Source organism: Microbacterium terricola (genome assembly GCF_027943945.1).
Classification (GTDB): Bacteria; Actinomycetota; Actinomycetes; order Actinomycetales; family Microbacteriaceae; genus Microbacterium; species Microbacterium terricola.
In genome coordinates this window covers 1910849-1931237 of sequence record NZ_AP027141.1, presented here as the reverse complement: position 1 = coordinate 1931237, position 20389 = coordinate 1910849, and the positions used below count along the sequence as shown (strand labels likewise).

Annotated in this window: 15 protein-coding genes; 7 read left to right on the top strand and 8 right to left on the bottom strand. The window is 70.8% G+C overall.

Translation table 11 applies throughout. The features are described from left to right. The 3 genes from Microterr_RS09085 to Microterr_RS09075 all read right to left on the bottom strand — a co-directional run bounded on the left by Microterr_RS09085 (position 1) and on the right by Microterr_RS09075 (position 5107). Entirely contained in the window at positions 1–1614 is a 1614-nt protein-coding gene (locus Microterr_RS09085) for an ABC transporter permease subunit (RefSeq protein WP_263798281.1), read from the bottom strand. A gap of 71 nt (positions 1615–1685) precedes the next feature. Continuing rightward, on the bottom strand, positions 1686–2924 hold the full coding sequence (locus Microterr_RS09080; RefSeq protein WP_263798282.1) for a sugar ABC transporter substrate-binding protein: 1239 nt from the start codon (positions 2922–2924) through the stop codon (positions 1686–1688). Positions 2925–3073: 149 nt separating this feature from the next. Next, positions 3074–5107: a beta-galactosidase gene (locus tag Microterr_RS09075; RefSeq protein ID WP_263798283.1), complete on the bottom strand. Its 2034-nt coding sequence runs from the start codon at positions 5105–5107 to the stop codon at positions 3074–3076. A 167-nt stretch (positions 5108–5274) separates the two neighbouring features. On the opposite strand from Microterr_RS09075, the gene Microterr_RS09070 reads away from it, so the two are divergent. The 4 genes from Microterr_RS09070 to Microterr_RS09055 all read left to right on the top strand — a co-directional run bounded on the left by Microterr_RS09070 (position 5275) and on the right by Microterr_RS09055 (position 9864). Beyond that, entirely contained in the window at positions 5275–6288 is a 1014-nt protein-coding gene (locus Microterr_RS09070) for a LacI family DNA-binding transcriptional regulator (RefSeq protein ID WP_263798284.1), read from the top strand. A gap of 49 nt (positions 6289–6337) precedes the next feature. Next, entirely contained in the window at positions 6338–7912 is a 1575-nt protein-coding gene (metG, locus tag Microterr_RS09065; RefSeq protein WP_263798285.1) for a methionine--tRNA ligase, read from the top strand. Further along, on the top strand, positions 7909–8814 hold the full coding sequence (locus tag Microterr_RS09060) for a TatD family hydrolase (RefSeq protein WP_263798286.1): 906 nt from the start codon (positions 7909–7911) through the stop codon (positions 8812–8814). Before metG ends, Microterr_RS09060 begins: the two co-directional genes overlap by 4 nt. Before the next feature lie 117 nt (positions 8815–8931). Further along, positions 8932–9864 (top strand): phosphodiesterase, encoded by a 933-nt coding sequence (locus Microterr_RS09055; RefSeq protein ID WP_263798287.1) that lies wholly within the window; start codon positions 8932–8934, stop codon positions 9862–9864. Here Microterr_RS09055 and Microterr_RS09050 read toward each other — a convergent pair. The 5 genes from Microterr_RS09050 to Microterr_RS09030 all read right to left on the bottom strand — a co-directional run bounded on the left by Microterr_RS09050 (position 9809) and on the right by Microterr_RS09030 (position 17378). Continuing rightward, positions 9809–11395 (bottom strand): stealth family protein, encoded by a 1587-nt coding sequence (locus tag Microterr_RS09050; RefSeq protein ID WP_263798288.1) that lies wholly within the window; start codon positions 11393–11395, stop codon positions 9809–9811. The genes Microterr_RS09055 and Microterr_RS09050 overlap by 56 nt on opposite strands. A gap of 77 nt (positions 11396–11472) precedes the next feature. After that, complete coding sequence (locus Microterr_RS09045; protein ID WP_263798289.1) at positions 11473–12936, bottom strand: sugar porter family MFS transporter; 1464 nt, start codon at positions 12934–12936, stop codon at positions 11473–11475. Positions 12937–12946: 10 nt separating this feature from the next. Then, complete coding sequence (locus Microterr_RS09040; protein WP_263798290.1) at positions 12947–14938, bottom strand: glycosyl hydrolase; 1992 nt, start codon at positions 14936–14938, stop codon at positions 12947–12949. Further along, the gene (locus tag Microterr_RS09035) at positions 14935–15666 is read right to left on the bottom strand and encodes an HlyD family secretion protein (protein WP_263798291.1); all 732 of its coding nucleotides are present in this window, start codon (positions 15664–15666) and stop codon (positions 14935–14937) included. Before Microterr_RS09035 ends, Microterr_RS09040 begins: the two co-directional genes overlap by 4 nt. Further along, the gene (locus tag Microterr_RS09030; protein WP_263798292.1) at positions 15663–17378 is read right to left on the bottom strand and encodes a glycosyltransferase family 2 protein; all 1716 of its coding nucleotides are present in this window, start codon (positions 17376–17378) and stop codon (positions 15663–15665) included. Before Microterr_RS09030 ends, Microterr_RS09035 begins: the two co-directional genes overlap by 4 nt. A gap of 147 nt (positions 17379–17525) precedes the next feature. On the opposite strand from Microterr_RS09030, the gene rsmA reads away from it, so the two are divergent. Genes rsmA through Microterr_RS09015 form a run of 3 tightly spaced genes read left to right on the top strand, consistent with a single transcriptional unit; the run spans position 17526 to position 20386 of the window. Then, positions 17526–18383 carry a 16S rRNA (adenine(1518)-N(6)/adenine(1519)-N(6))-dimethyltransferase RsmA gene (gene rsmA / locus Microterr_RS09025; RefSeq protein ID WP_263798293.1) on the top strand — a complete coding sequence of 286 codons (858 nt, stop codon included), beginning with the start codon at positions 17526–17528 and terminating at the stop codon, positions 18381–18383. A gap of 9 nt (positions 18384–18392) precedes the next feature. Continuing rightward, positions 18393–19460 (top strand): aldo/keto reductase, encoded by a 1068-nt coding sequence (locus tag Microterr_RS09020; RefSeq protein WP_263798294.1) that lies wholly within the window; start codon positions 18393–18395, stop codon positions 19458–19460. After that, positions 19457–20386: a 4-(cytidine 5'-diphospho)-2-C-methyl-D-erythritol kinase gene (locus Microterr_RS09015; RefSeq protein WP_263798295.1), complete on the top strand. Its 930-nt coding sequence runs from the start codon at positions 19457–19459 to the stop codon at positions 20384–20386. The genes Microterr_RS09020 and Microterr_RS09015 overlap by 4 nt, the downstream gene beginning before the upstream one ends. The last annotated feature ends 3 nt before the right edge of the window (positions 20387–20389 follow it).

Here is a 20389-nt window from a genome sequence, read left to right as displayed (position 1 = left end):
CTAGAACTCCTCGAGCTTGCGGGTCTGTCGGAACGCGATCGCGGCGATCACGCCGACCACGATGAACACGATGATCGAGAGCGCACTGGCGAGGCCGTAGTCGGCGGCACCCCCGGAGACGCCGGAGATGTCCCAGATCGCGGATATGAGGATGTCCGTGGCTCCGAGCGCATACGGCGCGCCCGGTATGGCCGGACCGCCGTTGTTGAACATGTAGATGACCGTGAAGTTGTTGAAGCTGAAGGCGAACGACGAGATCAGCAGGGGCGCGGTCGCAACGAGCACCAGCGGCAGGATGATCGACCGCAGCTGGCGTGAGCGGCTCGCGCCGTCGATCGACGCGGCCTCCAGGGCGTCGGCGGGCAGCGCCTGGATCGCGCCGGTGCACACCAGGAAGTAGTACGGGTAGGTCAGCCAGATGTTGACGAACAGCACCGCGCCCCGCGCCAGCCAGGGGTCGCCCAGCCAGTCGATGTTCGCGCCGAAGAAGAAGAGCTCGTTGATGACGCCGAACTCGGAGTTGAACATGCCCCGGAACAGCAGCGCCGACATGAAGGCGGGGAACGCGTACGGGAGGATGAAGAGCGTGCGGAGGAACTTGCGTCCGCGCACCCGGGGGTCGTTGTAAATGATCGCGAGGATGAGGCCCATCGCGAACGGGATCGCGACCGACAGGACGGCGAACACCACCGTCCACACGGCCACCACCGAGAGCGCTTCGAAGAGCGCGGGATCGGTGAACAGTCGCGTGAAGTTCTCCCAGCCGACCGTCACCGCCCAGCCCGTGGGGAGCTTGGTGCCGTCCTCCGCGACGAAGTTGCCGTGGTCGTCGGCGCTGTAGACCGTGCCGTTGACCGTGTCGGTGATCGTCTGCGCCTGCTCGTCCCAGACCAGCGTGGACGTGTAGATCGCGCCGGTGCTGCCGTCGCGGGTGCGGATGGAGCCCTCGTTCGGGTCGTCCGACACCGGCACGCGCAGCTCCTGCACTTCCTGCTGCATCGCCTTGTCGCTGATGAGGTCGTTGCGCGGGACGATCTGCCACCCCGGCACGTCGGCCGGGGCGCCGGTGTCGCCGGTCTGCGCCACGACCTCGAGGGGCTGCTCGGCGCTGCCGACCTTGACCTCACCGGCGTCGGTGATCGCGAAGCCGAGGACGCCGGCCCGCTCCACGACGGCGAGCGGGTAGGTGGGGGAGCCTTCGACGCGCCGCTCGCCCTGGATGAGGGCGGCCTCGACGGCCTGCTCCTGGGTGCCGACGTGCCCGGTGCCGTAATTGGTGAAGGCGATGAACGCCGTGTAGCCGAAGATGAAGACCTGGAAGACGAACAGGAAGATCAGTCCGGGCAGCAGGTACTTGAGGGGGATCGAGCGCTTGGTGAAGTAGACCACGTCGGCGACGAGCAGGATGACGATCGAACCGACGAGAACGATCCAGGACCCGACCTGAGCGGCAGCGATGATCGTCAGGACGCCGAAGGCGTTGATCACCGCCAGGATGACGAGCTTCACGAGGAAGCCCCAACCGAGGCCTTTCCATGCGCGGGCGTGCGACTCGCGTGGGGGCGCCGATGGCGCCGTCGCGGGCTCTGTGGCCGTCCCCTGCGGAACCGACATGTGCTTCTCCTACTCGACGGGTGTCATGCGGTGTCCGGGGCGGGAGCGGTGCTCCCGCCCCGGACAGGGGATCAGCCGATCGCGGCCTCGAGGTCGGCGACCATCTTGTCCCACGTCGACGCCGGGTCAGCGCCCTTGATGATCTGCACCTGAGCGGCGTTCCAGAGGTCCCAGACCGAGCCCATCTCGGGGATCGACGGCATCGGGACGCCGTTCTGCGACGACGCGAGGAAGCCGGCGATGACCGGGTCGGAGGAGACCTCCTCGGCCAGGCTGCTCCACGCGGGGATGCGCGGGTCGGCCTCGTAGAGCGCCTTCTGCGCGTCGTCGGTGGCGAGGTAGTTCACGAGGAACTCCTGTGCGACCAGCGCGTTCTCGCTCTGCGAGCTCAGGTAGAAGCCCTGCACGCCCACGAACGGAGCAGCGGTCTCGCCGCCGGCCGAGGGGATCGGGTTCACCTTGATCTTGGCGCCCTGAGCGGTGAGGGTCTCGATCGCCCACGGGCCCTGGACGGTGTACGCGGCCTTGCCGGACGCGAACAGCTCGTTGTTGGTGTCGTAGTCGATCGTGGTCGAGATGTGCTTGGTGCCCTTCTCGCCCTCCGCGCCGAGCCACTCGGCGAAGGCGGTGCCGGCGTCGCCGCCCATGCCGACCTCGCTCGTGTAGGAGCCGGTGTCGTCCTGGACGAACACGGGGGCGCCGAAGGAGGTCTGGAACCCGTACATCGTGTACGCGTCACCGGTCTGCCCGCCCGTGTTGATCACGAACGGCCGCTCGGCGCCGGACTCCTCGCCCGCGGCGATCATGTCGTCCCACGTGGCGGGGGCGTCCTCGCCGACGAGGTCGGTGTTCTGGATGAGCGCGATCGTCTCGAGCGAGTACGGCAGCGCGTAGAGCTGACCGTCGTAGGTCATCGCCGACAGCGCGACGTCCTCGAACGAGTCGGCCTTGTCGCCCAGGTCGATGGTGTCCACGACACCGGCGGCGACGAGCGCGCCGAGCCAGTCGTGCGCACCGATCGTGAGGTCGGGGCCCTCACCGGTCGGGACCTGGTTGATGAAGTCGTTGCGGATGTCTTCGAAGTTCTTCTGGACGAGCTCGATCTTGCCGCCCGTCTCCTCTTCGAACGCGGCCGCGGCGGCCTCGATGGCGGGCTTGCGGTTCTCGTCGGTCCAGATCGTCAGCGTGACGCCCGAGGCGTCGATCGCGGCGTCCTCCGTCTCGGACGGGGTCGCGCTGGGGCTGCTGCTGCAGCCGGCGAGGAGGATGGCCGAGGCGAGTGCGACGGCGCCGATTCCCATCTTGCGCATGGATTTTCCTTCCGTGGTGCGGTCGGTCCAGCGCTCCCCGTGGGAGATCGCGCCGTCACGACCTTTTCTTGGCGGGTGTCGTGACCGGCGGCCACGACGTCGTGTTCCTTAGTGCTGTGGTGCAGCCGAGGCTGCGGTGGTGGGGACGGTCAGAGACCACCCCCCTCGAGGACTCGTGGAGTACGGAGGACGGCTACTTCGCCACCCGCCACGTCCAGCATGCCCGCGATCTGTGTTCCCGTCAGCAGCTCGGTGCCGGCGGCCCGCAACGATACGGTCTCGCTGCGATGGTTGATCGCCACCAGGTAGTCGGCGTCAGCGCCGCGCCGGGTGACCAGTTCGAATCCCTCGGGATAGCCGCTCGGGGCGACGTCGGCATCCGCGTACACGGCGCCCATCAGCGCGGTGAGCCCCGCGCGATCGAGCTTCGTGCTCACGTACCAGCCGGTGCCCGCGCCGTGGCTGTGGCGGGTGATGGCGGGCCGGCCGGCGCCGGGGCCGTCGATGTACGTCGCGACGACCTCCGCGCCCTCGACGACGAGGTCCTCCTGCCAGGCGGTCGCGCCGAGCGTGCCAGGCTCGCCGCCGCTCCAGGCGATCGTCGTGGCGTCGCCCTCGCGCAGCGGGAGGAACTCCTCGACTCGGACGCCGAGTGCGTCCTTGAGGGGGGCTCCGAAGCCGCCGGGGTGGACGGCGTCGTTCTCGTCCACGATCCCGGAGAAGAACGAGACGACCAGGGTGCCGCCGGCTTCGACGTACGCGGTGAGGTTCGCGGCGTCGGCCGCGGACAGCAGGTACTGCGCGGGCGCGACCACCAGGCGGTAGCCGGACAGGTCCTGGCCGGGCAGGGCGAAGTCGACGGTGATCCCGTCGCGCCAGAGCTGCTCGTAGTACGCGCGCACCTGGGTCTGGTGGGTGATGTCCTCCGAGGGCCGCCACTCCAGGTCCTGCGCCCAGAACGACTCGAAGTCCCACAGCACCGCGACGTCGGCGACGACGCGCGATCCGCGGACCTCGTCGAGCCTGCCGAGCTTCGCGCCGAGGTCGACGACCTCGCGGAACACGCGGGACTCCGTGCCGGCGTGGGGGATCATCGCGGAGTGGAACTTCTCCGCACCCGAGCGGGAGGCGCGCCACTGGAAGAAGAGGATGGCGTCGGCGCCGCGGGCGAGGTGCGACAGCGAGTTGCGCGCCATCTCACCCGGTCGCTTGGCGACGTTGCGCGGCTGCCAGTTCACGGCGGAGGTGGAGTGCTCCATCAGGATCCACGGCTTGCCGCCGCCGACCGAGCGGGAGAGGTCGGCCGCGATGGCCAGGCCGATCTCGCCCTCCTCGTCTGCGGCCCACAGGTAGTGGTCGTCCGAGACGATGTCGAGCTCGCGGGCCCATGCCCACATGTCGGTCGTCCAGCTCTGGTTCGCCATGAAGTTCGTCGTGATCGGCTGCGCGGCGTGCGCGCGGATCGCGTCGCGCTCGAGGATGAAGCACTCGCGCAGCTGGTGGTCCGTGAAGCGCGCGAAGTCGAGGCGCTGCGCGGGGTTGACCACGGAGGGTGCCGCGGCGGGAGCGCCGATGTGCTCCCAGTCGCCGTAGCGCTGACCCCAGAAGGTGGTTCCCCACGCGGTGTTCAGGGCGTCCAGGGTGCCGTAGCGGTCCTGCAGCCAGCCGCGGAACGCGCGGACCGACTGCTCCGAGTAGTCCTCGCCGACGGGCACGCCGTACTCGTTGTGGATGTGCCACAGCACCACGGCGGGGTGGTCGCCGTAGCGCTCGGCGAGCGCGGAGGCGATGCGGACGACCGCGTCGCGGTACGCAGGCGACGAGTGCGATGCCATGCCGCGGGCGCCGAAGCCCATCACGGTGCCGTCGCGGGTGAGCACCCTGGCGTCCGGGTGCGCGGCGAAGAACCACGCGGGCGGGGATGCCGTCGGGGTGCCGAGGTCGGCGCGGATGCCGTTCTCGTGCAGCAGGTCGAGCAGCTCGTCGAGCCACGCGAAGTCGAACTCGCCCTCGTCGGTCTCGATGAGGGCCCACGCGAAGATGCCCACGCTGACGAGGTTGACCCCCGCCTGCTTCATCAGGGCGACGTCCTCGATCCACGTCTCTCGCGGCCACTGCTCCGGGGTGTAGTCACCGCCATAGGCGATTCCCCGCAGATCGGGCCAGGCGGGCGACGAGGTCATGGAGACCCTCCTTCGGATCTGTGACGGCGCGGGTGCGCAACGGCGGTCGGGGCGGGTCTGGGACAAACCTGTGACCGGTCACAGTCTTACTCGGCGGCCTCGGTCCGATCAAGTCGCTGCAGGGGTTCGTTATTCAACTGTGACCGGTCCCACGATAGAGTCGCGGCGTGACCGAGACTGACGAGCGAAGGCGCCCGACGATCCGCGATGTGGCGGCTGCCGCCGGTGTGTCGCGCGGCACGGTGTCGCGGGTGATCAACGGCGGGCACTGGGTCTCGCCCGACGCGCGCGAGGCCGTCGAAGAGGCCATCCGCCGCACCGGCTACACCGCGAACCACGCGGCGCGCAGCCTCGCGACGGGCCGCGCCGACTCTGTGGCGTTCCTGCTCACCGAGTCGCAGCACCTGCTGTTCTCCGACCCGACCTTCGCGCTGCTGCTGCGCGGGGCGACCGAGGCGCTCGCGCAGCGCTCGATGACCCTCGTCCTGCTCATCGCCGACACCGCCGCAGAGCGGGCCAATGTCGAGCACTACGTGCGGGCGGGCCACGTCGACGGCGTGCTGCTGATCTCCTCGCACGAGTCGGACCCGCTGCTCGCCTCCCTCATCGCCGCCGGCGTCCCCACTGTCTGCAGCGGCGTGCCGCTGGGCGACCGCGCCCACGTGCCGACGGTCTCGGTCGACGAGGAGGAGTCGGCGCGCGTCATGACCCGGTACCTGATCGACCGCGGCTACCGGAAGATCGCGATCATCACGGGCCCCAACGACACCCCCGGCGGACGGCACCGCCTCGAGGGCTTCCAGGAGGTGATGGGCGACCGGTTCGACCCCGACCTCGTCGAGCAGGACAGCTACGACGCCGAGGCGGGCGCCGCCGCCATGACGAAGCTCCTCGAGCGCGCGCCCGACATCGACGCCGTGTTCGCCGCATCCGACGTCATGGCCGTCGGCGCGATCGCCGCGGCCCGCCGGATGGGGCGCCGCGTCCCCGACGACCTCGCCGTCGCGGGCTTCGACGATTCCGGCCTCGCCGCCACCCACGACCCGCCCCTCACGACGATGCGCCAGCCGTGGGCGCAGATCAGCAGCTCGATGGTCGAGATGATCCTCGACGTCATCGCCGGGCGCCCGCGCGAGGCCGTCGTGCTGCCGACGACGCTCGTCGCGCGCGAGAGCGCGTAGGCCCCGTCACACGGGAAGCGGCGGCACCAGCCGGAACTAGACTTCACTGGTGACATCAGGCGGCTCCTTCTACATCACGACCCCGATCTACTACCCGAGCGATGTGCCCCACATCGGGCACGGGTACACGACGGTGGCCGTCGACACGCTCGCGCGGTGGCACCGCCAGGCCGGCGACGACACATGGATGCTGACCGGCACCGACGAACACGGCCAGAAGATGCTCCGCGCGGCCGCCGCCAACGGCGTGACGCCGCAGGAGTGGGTCGACAAGCTCGTCACCGAGTCGTGGTTCCCGCTGCTGACGACCCTCGACGTCGCCAACGACGACTTCATCCGCACGACGCAGCAGCGTCATGAGGAGCGCGTGCAGCAGTTCGTGCAGGCCATCTACGACCGCGGCTACATCTACGCAGGTGAGTACGAGGCGCTGTACTGCGTGGGCTGCGAGGAGTTCAAGCCGGAGTCCGAGATCGTCGACGGCACCGGCGCCTTCGAGGGCCTGAAGGTCTGCGCCATCCACTCCAAGCCGCTCGAGCTGCTCCAGGAGAAGAACTACTTCTTCAAGCTCAGCGAGTTCCAGGACAAGCTGCTCGAGCTCTACCGGACGCAGCCGGACTTCATCCGTCCGGAGTCCGCGCGCAACGAGGTCGTCTCGTTCGTCAAGAACGGGCTCAAGGACCTCTCCATCTCGCGCTCGGCGTTCGACTGGGGCATCCAGGTGCCGTGGGACGAGCGCCACGTCATCTACGTGTGGGTCGACGCGCTGCTGAATTACGCCACCGCCGTCGGCTACGGCAACGATGCGGAGCAGTTCGACCGCCGCTGGCCGGCGTACCACGTGGTGGGCAAGGACATCCTCCGCTTCCACGCCGTCATCTGGCCGGCCATGCTCATGGCGGCCGGGCTCGAGGTGCCCCGCGGCGTGTTCGCGCACGGCTGGCTGCTCGTCGGCGGCGAGAAGATGTCGAAGTCGAAGCTCACCGGCATCGCGCCGACCGAGATCACCGACGTGTTCGGGTCGGACGCCTACCGGTTCTACTTCCTGTCGGCGATCGCGTTCGGCCAGGACGGCTCCTTCTCGTGGGAGGACCTCGCCGCGCGCTATCAGGCCGAGCTCGCGAACGGCTTCGGCAACCTCGCCTCGCGCACGATCGCCATGATCGAGCGGTACTTCGACGGCGTCGTGCCTGCGGCCGGCGAGTACACGGACGGCGACCTGGCCGTGCAGAAGACGGTGGCGGATGCCGCGAGGGCGGCGGACGCCGCCATCGAGCGCTTCCGCATCGACGAGGCGATCGCCGCGGTCTGGACCATCGTCGACGCGCTGAACGGGTACATCACCGAGAACGAGCCGTGGGCGCTGGCCAAGGACGCGGAGAACCGGGCGCGCCTGAGCACCGTCCTGTACACGGCGGCGGAGGGGCTGCGCGCCCTGGCCGTGCTGCTGTCGCCCGTGATCCCGGCGGCGACCGCCAAGCTGTGGGTCGCGCTCGGCGCCGACGGAGCCCTCGGGGCGCTCGTCGACCAGCCGCTGCGCGAAGCCGGAGCATGGGGCCTCCTGCCGGCGGGGACGACGGTGCAGCAGCTCGCGCCGCTGTTCCCCCGTGTGGAGAGCGCGTGACCGACCCCAGCCAGTACGTGCGGCAGCGCGAGAAGGGGTCGCGCGACGTGAGCTATCCGCCCGCGCCCGAGCCGCTGGCCGTGCCGGTGTACGACAACCACGCGCACCTCGAGATCCAGGACGGGCCCTCGTCGGAGTCGGACTCCGCCGCGGACGGACTGAGCCTGGACGAGCAGCTCGCGCGCGCCGAGTCCGTCGGTGTGATCGGGGTCGTGCAGGCGGGCGGCGACATCGAGTCGAGCCGGTGGTCCGCCTGGGCGGCGGCATCCCACCCGCGGGTGCTCGCGGCGGTCGCGATCCACCCGAACGAGGCGCCGTTGTACGCCGCGGCGGGGCGACTCGACGAGGCGATCGCCGTCATCGACGAGCTGGCCGCGCAGCCGCGCGTGCGGGCGATCGGAGAGACCGGGCTCGATGTCTTCCGCACCGACGAGACCGGGATGCCCGCGCAGTTCGAGAGCTTCGAGGCGCACATCGCCCTCGCCAAGAAGCACGGCATCGCGATGCAGATCCACGACCGTGATGCGCATGCGCCGGTGCTCGAGACCCTGGAGCGGGTGGGCGCGCCGGAGCGCACGGTGTTCCACTGCTTCTCGGGCGACGAGGCGATGGCCAGGTTCAGCGCGGAGCGCGGCTACTACCTGTCGTTCGCCGGCAACGTCACATTCCGCAACGCGCAGACCCTCCGCGACGCGCTCGCGGTGACGCCGCTGGAGCGGATCCTCGTCGAGACCGACGCGCCGTTCCTCACCCCGACGCCCTACCGCGGCCGTCCCAACGCGCCGTACCTGATCCCCGTCACGGTGCGGTTCATGGCCGCGGAGCTCGGTGTCGACCTCGACGCGTTCTGCGCGCAGATCGCGGCGAACACCGTCGCGGTGTACGGCTCGTTCGCCGACTGACGCCCTCGCGTTCACACGCCGGTCATCGGCGCGTCCCCAGCTGTACGAAACATGCCGGTAACATTCTGCGGAAGTCGAGTGACCTCACGATCTCGGCACCCGAGGCAGGGGGACCGCATGCGCTCCGCCGAGTACACCGCGCCCGAGCGCGTGCTGGTGCATCTGAGCGACACGCACCTGCGCGCGGCAGGCTCGAAGCTGTACGACGAGATCGACGCGGCCGAGCGTCTCGGTCGCGTGCTCGCCTCCATCGAGGCGAGCGGCCTGCGCCCGCACGCCGTGGTGGTCACCGGCGATCTCGCCGACTACGGCGAGCCCGCGGCCTATCTGCAGCTGCGTGCCCTCGTCGAGCCGTTCGCCGCGCGCCTGGGCACCCGCGTGCTGTGGGTGATGGGCAACCACGACGACCGGGCCGCGTTCCGCACCGTCCTCCACGGCGATGAAGCCGCCTCGCTCGCCCCTGTCGATCGGGTCGATGAGCTCGACGGGCTTCGTCTCGTCACCCTGGACACCACCGTGCCTGGCCACCACCACGGAGAGCTGCGCGATGAGCAGCTCAGGTGGCTGCGCGACGTGCTGGCCACGCCGGCGCCGCTGGGCACGATCCTCGCCATGCACCACCCGCCCGTCCCGAGCGTGCTGCCGCTCGCGGCCACGGTCGAACTGCGCGATCAGGCGCGCCTCAGCGGCGTGCTGCGCGGCAGCGACGTGCGCGCGATCATCGCGGGGCACCTGCACTACTCGACGTTCGCGACCTTCGCGGGCATTCCCGTCTCGGTGGCGTCGGCCACCTGCTACACGCAGGACCTCACCGTGCCGGTCGGGGGCACCCGGCCGCAGGACGGCGCTCAGGGGTACAACCTCGTGCACGTCTACGACGACACGGTCGTCCACTCCGTCGTCCCGGTGGCGGCCGCGCCGCATCCGCTCGAGTACGTCGACGCAGCGGAGGCGCTGCGCCGCCTCGCGGAGGCGGGCATCGGACCCGCGGCGGTCAGCGGCCCGCGCCGGAGCGCGCCGCCGACTCAGCCGCTGCCGGTACTGCGCTGACCTCGGGGCGCTCCCAGGGTCCTGCCACGGGGAACATGCGCTCCAGCGCGTCCACCACGGCGCGCACCCGCACGGACTCCGGCACGTCGGCTGCCCCGCCGTCGTTCAGGCAGAACATGTCGACGCGCCGGTCGGAGGTGAGGCGCTCCAGCCGCGGCAGTGCCGAGGCCATCGTGGTCTGCACGTAGCGCACCCGCGGCTCGTTCGTCGCGATCGCACGCCCCGTGAACAGCGCGTGGTAGTGGTACAGGCAGTTGGTCGCGGAGATGTCGGTCGCGGCGCGGAAGCGGGATGCCGCAGTGCGGGCGAAGTCGTCGGCGTACTCGCGTTCGAGCTCGGCCATGACGCTGCGGCGCAGCGGCGTCGCGCAGTGCTCCAGGTCGCGCGTGATCACGCGGCCGAAGCGCTCCTGCAGGAGGGCGCGGTTCACGCGCAGCGCATTGTCGTGGCCGCTGCGCTCGAGGCGCGTCGGGCCGGTGCCGATGCGGACGCCGCACTCGACGAACTTCGAGACCCCGCCGGGCGTGAAGAACAGCTCGGGGTCGACCGGGCGGCCGAAGAACATGTCGTCGTTCGAGTACAGGAAGTGCTCGGCGAGTCCGTCGATGCGGTGCAGCTGGGCCTCGACGGCGTGCGAGTTGTGCGTCGGCAGCACCGTCGGGTCGGCGAAGAACTCCTCGCTGCGGACGATCGTCACCTTCGGGTGATCGAGCAGCCAGGCCGGTGCGGGGGAATCGGTGGCGATGAAGATCCGCCGCACCCACGGCGCGTACATGTGCACGCTGCGCAGGGCGTAGCGGAGCTCGTCGACGTGCCGGTAGCGGGCGGGGCCGTCGTCGCCTTCGCCCACGACGTACTCGGCCAGCCGGGCCGCGCGCTGGCGCTGGAACTCGGTCGACGATCCGTCCACCCACGAGAAGACGATGTCGACGTCGGCGGTGAACTCGTCCGGGTGCGGGTCGAACATGCCGGCGATGCTCGACCAGGTGCGCCCGAAGCGCTCGATCTCGACCTGCTCCACGTCCTCCGCGGGGGTCGCGCGGCGCATCACGGCGTTCTCGCGCGGCGCGTGGACGATGCCGTCCTCGGTGCGCCAGAACTCGACGCGGACGCTGGACTCGACGCCGTACGCGAGCACCCCCGCGCGCACCAGCCGCGGCCGGAACAGGCGCAGCGCGTCGGTGCGGGGCTCCTTGGCCGCCTCGGCGAACAGCACGGGAGCGGCTCCCTTGGGCTTGACGTAGAGCGGCTCGCGCGCGCCGAGCGCGGTCAGGGCCGCGACGGCGGCGCTGCGGTGGGTCGCGTCGATCGCGAGTGCGGGGGAGTGCAGCCCGTGGCGGATGAGCACGACGGCGATGCCGGCGGATTCGAGCGCGTCGGCGATCAGGAGCAGATCGGCGGTGCGCGCCGCATCCGGCGTCGCGGCGGGGTCGTGGAGGTGCAGGATGCCACGCTCGAGCACGACGTCGTCTCGATCGAGCAGGGCGGACCAGGGGACGGATCCTGCGGGCAGCGCGGTCAACGCGTTCATGGGCGTCCTCCTTCGAAATGCGGTGCGCCCAGGGTAGGCGCGTGCGGTTTCGCGGAGATTTCGCCGCTGTGCCTGTCTCAGTCGCCGCGCGACTTCTTCGCAGGTCGGGTGAACAGCGTCTCGGTCTGCTCGAGCTCCATGCCCTTGGTCTCGGGGATCTTCCATGCCACGTAGACGAACGAGAGGGCAGCGAACACCGCATACATACCGTACGTCAGTGGGAGCGACCAGGCCGACATCGCCGGGAAGCTCACAGTCACCAGGAAGTTGGCGACCCACTGCGCACCGGCTGCGACGCCGAGCGCCTTGCCGCGGATGCGGCTCGGGAAGATCTCGCCGAGCAGCACCCAGACGAGCGGACCCCAGGACGCGCCGAACCCGATCACGAACACGTTCGCGGCCACGAGCGCGATCGGACCCCACGGGGCCGGCAGCACGACCGCACCGTCGGCATCGGTGGTCGAGAACACGAACGAGATCGCCATCACCGCGAGCGACACCGTCATCAGCACGGAGCCGGTGAGGAGGATGGGCTTGCGGCCCACCCGGTCCACCAGGAAGATCGCGACGAGCGTGATGAGCACGTTGGTGATCGACGTCACCACGCTGATGCCGGTGGCCGCCTCCTCGGGGAATCCGACCGACTGCCAGAGACTCGTCGAGTAGTAGAAGATCACGTTGATGCCGACGAACTGCTGGAACACCGACAGGATGATGCCGACCCAGACGATGCCCTGCAGGCCGAAGACGGGGCCGCGCAGCGAGACGCCGGCGTGCTTGCGATCCGTCTCGATCGCGTTGGTCAGCTCGGTGACGGTCTTCTCGAGGTCGGCCTCCGGCACGAGCCGGGCGAAGATCGCGCGCGCCTCGTCGGTGCGGCCCTTCGCGAGCAGGTAGCGGGGCGACTCGGGCATCGTGAAGGCGAGGATGCCGTAGACGGCGGCCGGGATCACGCCGACGAGGAACATCCAGCGCCACGCCTCCAGGCCCAGCCAGAAGGTCTCGGAGGCGCCGCCTGCGCCCCACGCGAACAGGGCGTCGCTGAGCAGGGCGACGAAGATGCCCAGGGTGATCGCGAGCTGCTGCAGCGAGGCGAGTCCGCCGCGGATCTGGCGGGGCGCGATCTCGGCGATATAGGCGGGGGCGACGACGGAGGCGATGCCGATGCCGAGGCCGCCGATGATGCGCCACAGGATCAGGTCGGGCACGCTGAAGCACAGCGCCGACCCGATCGAGCTGATCAGGAACATCGCCGAGCCCAGCATCATGACCTTGAGTCGGCCCCACCGGTCGGACAGGTTGCCCGCGATGACCGCGCCGACCGCGCAGCCGAGGAGGGCGACCGCGACGACGAAGCCGGTGAGGACCTCGCCCATCTCGAAGTTGCCCTGGATGGACTCGACCGCGCCGTTGATGACCGAGGAGTCGAAGCCGAACAGGAACCCGCCGACCGCCGCCGCGACCGACAGGCCGACGGCTCGGCGCCCGTAGGGGCTGCGGAGGGAGAAGGCTTTGGCGGGAATCGCGGAGGAGTCGGTCACTCCTGTCACACTAGCCACCGAGGTGGACGGCGGCGACCCACGCCTGCATCGCCGAGCGGGAGTTCCCGTCGTCGATGGCGTCGTCGGGCAGGTCGGCCAGCGCGGCCTGCGCGACGGCGAGCGCGTCGGCGCCGGCGAGGGCGGAGTACATCAGTACGTAGTCGCCCAGTGGTCCACGGAAGGATGCTGCGCCCCCCGCCTCCGCGACGTTCCGCGCGATCCGATCGGGGTCGCCGGCGAGGTACTCCTGGGCGAGCGGACCCATCGGCAGCAGCTGGATGCCGAGGATCGCCGAGGGCTCGGCGCTGAACCAGGTGGCGTAGTCGCGCTTGCCGCCCCAGCTCAGCGAGACGATCCCGTGTTCGTACCCGTCGGCGAGATCCTTCGGCTCCAGCCAGAGTGTGCGGGCGGCCTCGGCCTCGGCCGACAGCATCCATTCCGCCGTCGCCGCCAGGGCGTCGTCGCTGCGCACCTGCGCCCACAGCGCGAGGCCGTTCCACGCCGCGACGGCCTCGGAGCTGGACTCCTGGTTGTTGCCGTCGGCGAACGGCGCGGGGCCGGACGCCCACGAGTGGCCGCGGTAGGGGTCGAAGACCCGCAGCGCGGGCAGGTCGGGGTCGTCGGCGCCGGTGGCGATGTCGGCGGCGAGGAGGTCGATCACGGGGGCGAGCGCGGCGGCGGCGGAGGGGCGGTGCTCGGCGAGGGCCGCGGCCGCGAGCAGGAAGTGCCCGTAGTGGAAGTGGTGGTCGTTGCCCTCCTCGGAGCCGAACGAGGGCTCGCGCCCGACCACGAGGTGCAGGGCGTCGTCGTAGGTGACGCACTGCGCGGTGCGTGTCGCGCACCCGTCCGCCTGGATCCAGGGCGCGAGCTCCTCGTCGAGCCGGTCGGCCACCTCGTCAGCCAGCGCATCGGCCCCGATCGAACGGGCGAGGGAGAGCAGATCGCCGAGCCGCGCGAGCGCCTTGCCGCCGTAGTAGGTGTCCACCGGGAGCGGCCCGGTGGCGGCGAGGTCGGCGTCGATCTGCGTGGCGAGACGCGCGCGCTCCGACTCGTCCAGCCGGGCGAGGTCGTACGCATCGCGGGCTTCCAGCCGCGGCACGTCCCATTCGAGCCCGGTCGCGGCGCAGGCGGATGCGGTGCCGTAGGCGGTCGGGAAGCTGCCGAGTCCGCAGTCGTCCGCGCCGTCGCGTCCGGCGAACGGGACGAGCACGGTCGCGGAGGTGCCCTCGTACTCCAGGGTGGTCGTGGCCGTCTCGGCCGTCGTCGAGTGGGAGACGGCGACGGCGTCCACCGGTGCTGACAGGGCCGCCGTCCACGCCGCCAGTGTGGAATCGGCGGGCACGGCGAACCACTGCGCGCTCGCGCCGACGGCGACGTGGAGGCCGCCGCCGTCCCACTCGGCGCCGGGAGCCGTCACGCCGAAGGACGTCTCGTCGGCAGAAGCAGCCCACACCCCGTCTCCCGAGGGCGTGAGGGCAGCGGCCGGGGTGAGGGTGGCGTCGCGTGCGGCGGTGAACCCGACGACGGGCCAGCCCTCCGCGACGGTGACGTCGCCGATCGCGCCGTCGCCGTCCGAGTAGCGCAGCGTGACCGAGACGGGATCCGCGCGCACGACCTGGAAGCCGGTGGCCGCGAGGTCGACGCCCAGACCGCCGGCGAACAGCGCGGACACCGTGGTCGCGCTCGCTGTGACCGGGGGCAGGTCCACCGCGAAGCCGTCGGCCGACGCGGCGAACGCGAGGGGGTACGGGTACACCGGCTGCGGGTCGGCGCCGAACGCGAGGCCCGAGTACCAGCGGTTGGTCGGCGGCGTGACCCCCTCGGCGAGCCTGCTCATGTCGAGGGTGGCGGTGCGCTGCATCGGCACGTCGGCGAGCGGCGCGGCGGAGGGGCCCGCGTCGGTGTCCGCGTCGGTGCCCGCCGCCGTGCAGCCGCCCAACAGCACAGCCGCCGCGGCGATCGCGGTGAGGCGCAGCATCCGTCGTCCGCCTCGGATGCTCACCACCCGACCTTGCGCAGGAAGTCGCGCGCCGCATCGGCGGCACCCGCGAGCGGGCCGTCATCGCGCAGCTGGAGGGTCGCCGTGACCGGCGTGCCCGGCTGGTAGAGACCCCCGATCGGCTCGGCGGCGAGGGCCTTGCTGTCGATGACGATCGTCGAGCTCGCCTGGCCGTCGACCGTGTCGACGTCGATGGTGCTCACGGTGCCGGTGACGACCTGATCGTCCGGCAGCGACACCTCGACGCTCGAGCCCTCGCCGATGCGGCCGTAGTCCCGCGGGGTCAGCACGAACTCGGCGGCCACGGCCAGGGTGCCCGCCCGGTTGATGGTCGCGAGCACCTCGCCGCCCTGCACGAAGTCGCCCACCGGGGCGAGCACCTCCGAGAGCGTGCCGTCCACGGTCGAGACGATGGCGTAGGTGCCGTCGTCGTCGACCGGCATGCCGAGGTCGTCCGCGGTGACGACGTCGGATTCGAGGTCGCGCGCCAGCTGCGGACTGCGCACCTCGAACAGCGTCTCGCCCTCCTCGACCTCGTCGCCGACTGCGGCGTCCATGGTCGTCACCGTGCCCGGGTAGGCGCTGCCGACCGTGAACGACTCGGCGGTGATCGACGCCGACCGGCTCTCGGCCCTCGACTGGCGCTGCGTGAACACGAGCGTGCACGCGGCGACGATCGCGAACACGACCAGCAACCCGAGGAGGAGCCGGATGCGGGCGCCCCAGGTCATGCGATGCTCCGCTCGGCGATGGCGGCCCGTGCGGCGGCACGTCCCACGAGCACCTCGTCAGGGACGGCGGGGACAGGCAGCGGCCTGGCGACGATCGTGACGAGCTCGGGCGTCTCGGCGGGGGGCGACGTCGAGAGCACCCGCTGCGGGTGGCGCACCAGGTGCTGCTCGCGGAACGCGGCGCCGATGAACGCCCCGAGGATCACGGTGTTCGTGAGGTTCCATGCCGTCGCGAGCGTGGGCGTGCCGTTCTGCAGATCCCGCCAGATCGCGACCACCGAGGTCAGGGCGAGGAACACGAAGAACAGCACCTGCGGCACGATGAACTCGAACGGCGACCTGTGGGACGCCGACCCGGTGACATGCCAGCCGACGTCCTTCCCGGTGATCACGTTCCAGAGCGCCTTCGTGTAGATCGGGAACGAGACCGTCGCGAGCGTGAGCGTCTCCCACCGGAACGACCCGACCACGAACCACGCCAGCACGACCTGCATGAGGTAGAAGCCCGCGTAGTACAGCGCCCACGTCACCGCCGTGATGGTGAGGTTCATCGGGCGGAGGTCGAAGTAGATCTCCAGCGGCGGCACGAGCAGGAGCAGCAGCGGGCAGATGCCGGTGAGGTAGAACGTCGCCGTCACGAAGTACTGCACGCGCTGGTCGCCCGTCAGCCGTCGACGCGGGCTGAGCGGATTGTGCGTCAACAGGATCTCGAAGCCGCCTGTCGCCCAGCGCAGCTGCTGCTTGCTGTACGCCTCGATCGTCTCGGGCGCCTCGCCGACGGCGAGGATGTCGGCGATGTAGACCGAGCGCCAGCCCCGTTCGTGCAACGACAGCGCGGTCCAGACATCCTCCGACTTCGAGTCCGTGTGGATGCCGCCGATGTCGTCGATCGCCGCACGGCGGAAGATGACGTTCGTGCCGACGCAGAAGGCCGCGTTGAAGCGGTTGCGGCCGCGCTGGACGAACCGGTAGAACACCGTCTGCATGAAGGCGGCGCCGCGCGCGATGACCGTGTGCAGGTTGCCGTACGCCTGCGGGGTCTGCACGAACGCCACGTTGTCGTCCGTGAAGAACGGCACCGTCTCGACCAGGAAGTCCGGGTCGGGGACGAAGTCCGCATCGAAGACCGCGAAGAACTCGCCCGTGGTGGCCGACAGTGCGTGGTTGATATTGCCGGCCTTCGCGCCGTTCGAGCTGAGCCGGCGGATGTACCAGGCGCCGAGCTCCGCCGTGGCGTCCTTGAGCGCGTCCGAGCGCCCGTCGTCGAGCACCCAGGTGCGGTGCGCGCCGCGCATCGCCACCGCGGCAGCCACGGTCCGCCTGATGGTGTCGAGGTCTTCGCCGTACGCCGTGATGTAGACGTCGACGAGCACCTCCCTGCCGCCGAGCCGGACGGTGTCGTCGCCGTCTGCGAGCAGGGTCCTGCGGGCCTCGTGGTACGCGAAGTCCCGCGGCTCGTACCCCGAGGACAGGATCGTCCACATCGACAGCAGCGCCTGCACGACCAGCACCGTCTCGGCGATGAGCACGAGACTGTAGGGCAGCAGGTCGCCGCGGTTCGCCGGGTTGAGCAGGAACAGCGCGTACGCGACCACCCCGAGGGTGGCGAGCACCGAGACCAGCACGAACAGTGCGGAGGTCTCGCTGACGCGGACGACGCGTCCGCCGCGGTCGAATCGGGTGAGCTGTGTGGGTGGTCGGGTGATCGGCATCTTTCCCCCCGGAGTGATGTCGGTGCTTCCTCCGCGGCCACGTCGACGCCTGAACCCCCATGATGTGCGCGGCGCGCGACGGCGGGGTACCCGCTCTGTGAACGTCGCGTGACGATTGGCTGGATGCCGACTGGGTAGGGTGAACGCATGCCCGTGACCCTCCTCGGCGCCGGCGAGATCCGCGCGCTCGCCGCTGAACTCGACGTGACGCCGACCAAGAAGCTCGGGCAGAACTTCGTCGTCGACGCCAACACCGTGCGCAAGATCGTGCAGGTCGCCGGCGTGCAAACCGGGGAGCACGTCGTCGAGGTGGGGCCAGGGCTCGGATCGCTCACGCTCGCGATCCTGGAGACCGGGGCCGCGGTCACCGCCGTCGAGATCGACCACCGCCTGGCCGCCCGGCTGCCGGAGACGGCCGCGGCGCACGGCGTCGCCCCCGACGCCTTGACCGTCGTCGACGCCGATGCGCTGCGCGTGTCGGAGCTGCCGGGCGAGCCCAGCGTGCTGGTCGCGAACCTGCCCTACAACGTGAGCGTCCCGGTGCTGCTGCATTTCCTGGAGACCTTCCCGCACCTGCAGCGCGGCGTCGTGATGGTGCAGGCCGAGGTGGGCGAGCGCCTGGCCGCCCCACCAGGGTCGAAGGTCTACGGCGCACCGAGCGTGAAGGCGGCCTGGTACGGCCCGTGGCGGCTGGCCGGCACGGTCTCGCGCCAGGTGTTTTGGCCGGTGCCCAACGTCGACAGCGTGCTGGTCGCGTTCCGCCGCGACGCCGAGCCGCGCACCGACGAGGACGAGCGCCGCCGCACCTTCGCGATCGTCGACGCCGCCTTCCAGCAGCGGCGCAAGATGCTGCGTCAGGCACTGTCGAGCGTGCTCGGCGGGTCGGCGGCCGCAGCATCCGACATCCTCGTCGCCGCAGGCGTCGTACCCACGGCCCGCGGCGAGGAGCTCGGGGTCGACGACTTCGTGCGCATCGCCCGCGCGGCGGGCCCGCTCGCTCGCTAGGGTCGAAGGATGACCGACGCACCGCGCTTCCGCCCCGACGTCGCCGATATCCACCGGCCCTACGCGGCCGCCGACGACCGCTACGCGAGCACCGAGTACCGCCAGGTCGGCACCTCGGGACTGTACCTGCCGCCGCTGTCGCTCGGGCTGTGGTGGAACTTCGGCGACAACATCCCGATCGACAACCAGCGCACGCTGCTGCGCCACGCGTTCGACCGGGGTATCACCCACTTCGACCTGGCCAACAACTACGGCCCGCCATACGGCTCGGCCGAGAAGAACTTCGGCCGCATCTTCGCCGAGGACTTCCGCCCGTACCGCGATGAGCTGATCATCTCGTCGAAGGCCGGATGGGACATGTGGCCCGGTCCGTATGGCGACCTCGCCAGCCGCAAGTACATCCTCGCCAGCGCCGAGCAGTCGCTCACGCGCATGGGCCTCGACTACGTCGACATCTTCTACTCGCACCGGGTCGACCCGGTCACCCCCATCGAGGAGACCATCGGGGCGCTCGACACGCTGGTGCGGCAGGGCAAGGCGCTGTACGTCGGCATCTCGTCGTACAGCGCGGAGCGCACCGCGGTCGCCGCGGCCGTCGCGCGCGACCTGGGCACGCCCCTGGTGATCCACCAGCCCGCCTACTCGATCCTGAATCGCTGGGTCGAGGACGGCCTGAGCGGCGTGCTGAAGCAGGAGGGCATGGGCGCGATCGCGTTCACCCCGCTCGCGCAGGGGCTGCTCACCGACAAGTACCTCGGCGACGGCACGGCGCAGCGCGCGCAGCAGCGCTCGTCGCTGCCGCAGCAGCAGCTCTCCGCGCACGGGCTGGCGACGCTGCGCGGACTCGACGTCATCGCGAAGGAGCGCGGGCAGACGCTCGCGCAGCTGGCGATCCAGTGGGTCCTGCGCGACGGCGTGGTCGCCTCGGCGCTCATCGGCGCGAGCCGCCCCGCACAGCTCGACGAGAACATCGCGGCGCTGACCGGTCCCGGCTTCTCGGCCGAGGAGCTGGAGCAGATCGACTCCCTCTCGGACGGCATCGACGTCGACCTGTGGGCTGAGTCGGCACAGCTGTGACGGAGGTCCTGGTCGCCGACCGCGTGCACGTGCGGGCACCCGGCAAGCTCAACGTTTTCTTCGAAGTCGGCGGTGCACAGGCCGACGGGTACCACGACGTGGCATCGGCGTACCAGGCCGTCTCGCTGTACGAGGACGTCTGGGCGGAGCCGGCACGCGACTTCACGGTGTCGATCTCCGGCACCGTCGATGTGACCGGCGTTCCCGCCGACGACCGCAATCTCGCGCTCCGGGCGGCGCGGCTGGTCGCGAAGGAGATCGGCCACGACGGCGGCGTGCACCTCGACATCGTCAAGCACGTCCCCGTCGCGGGCGGGATGGGCGGAGGCTCGGCGGATGCCGCCGCCGCCCTCGTCGCCTGCGACGCGCTCTGGGGCGCGGAGCTCGGCACGCACGGGCTGCACCGCCTCGCCGCCCGGCTCGGCGCGGATGTGCCGTTCGCGCTCATGGGCGGCACCGCCATCGGCACCGGCCGCGGTGACCAGCTCAGCCCTGCGCTGGCGAAGGGGCGCTTCGACTGGGTCATCGTGACATCGGAGGAGGGCCTGTCGACCCCCGAGGTCTACCGCCGCCTCGACGAGCTGCGCGCAGGGCCCGACATCGCCCCTGCGCCGCGCGTTCCCGCCGTCGACCCCGGGGTGCTGCACGCCCTCCGGGCCGGCGACGCCGTGGCGCTCGCCGCCTACGTGCGCAACGACCTGCAGGCCGCAGCGCTCTCGACCCGCCCCGAACTGCGCGACGTGCTCGAGACCGCGGAGCGCTCGGGTGCGCTCGCCGGCCTCGTGTCCGGATCGGGGCCGACGCTCGCCTTCCTCGCCGGCGGCGCCGAGGAGGCCCTCGAGCTGCAGGTGACCCTCGCCGCGGCCCGCCACCCCGCCCTGCACGTGCACGGACCGGTGCCGGGCGCGCGCGTCATGCCGGTCTGACCG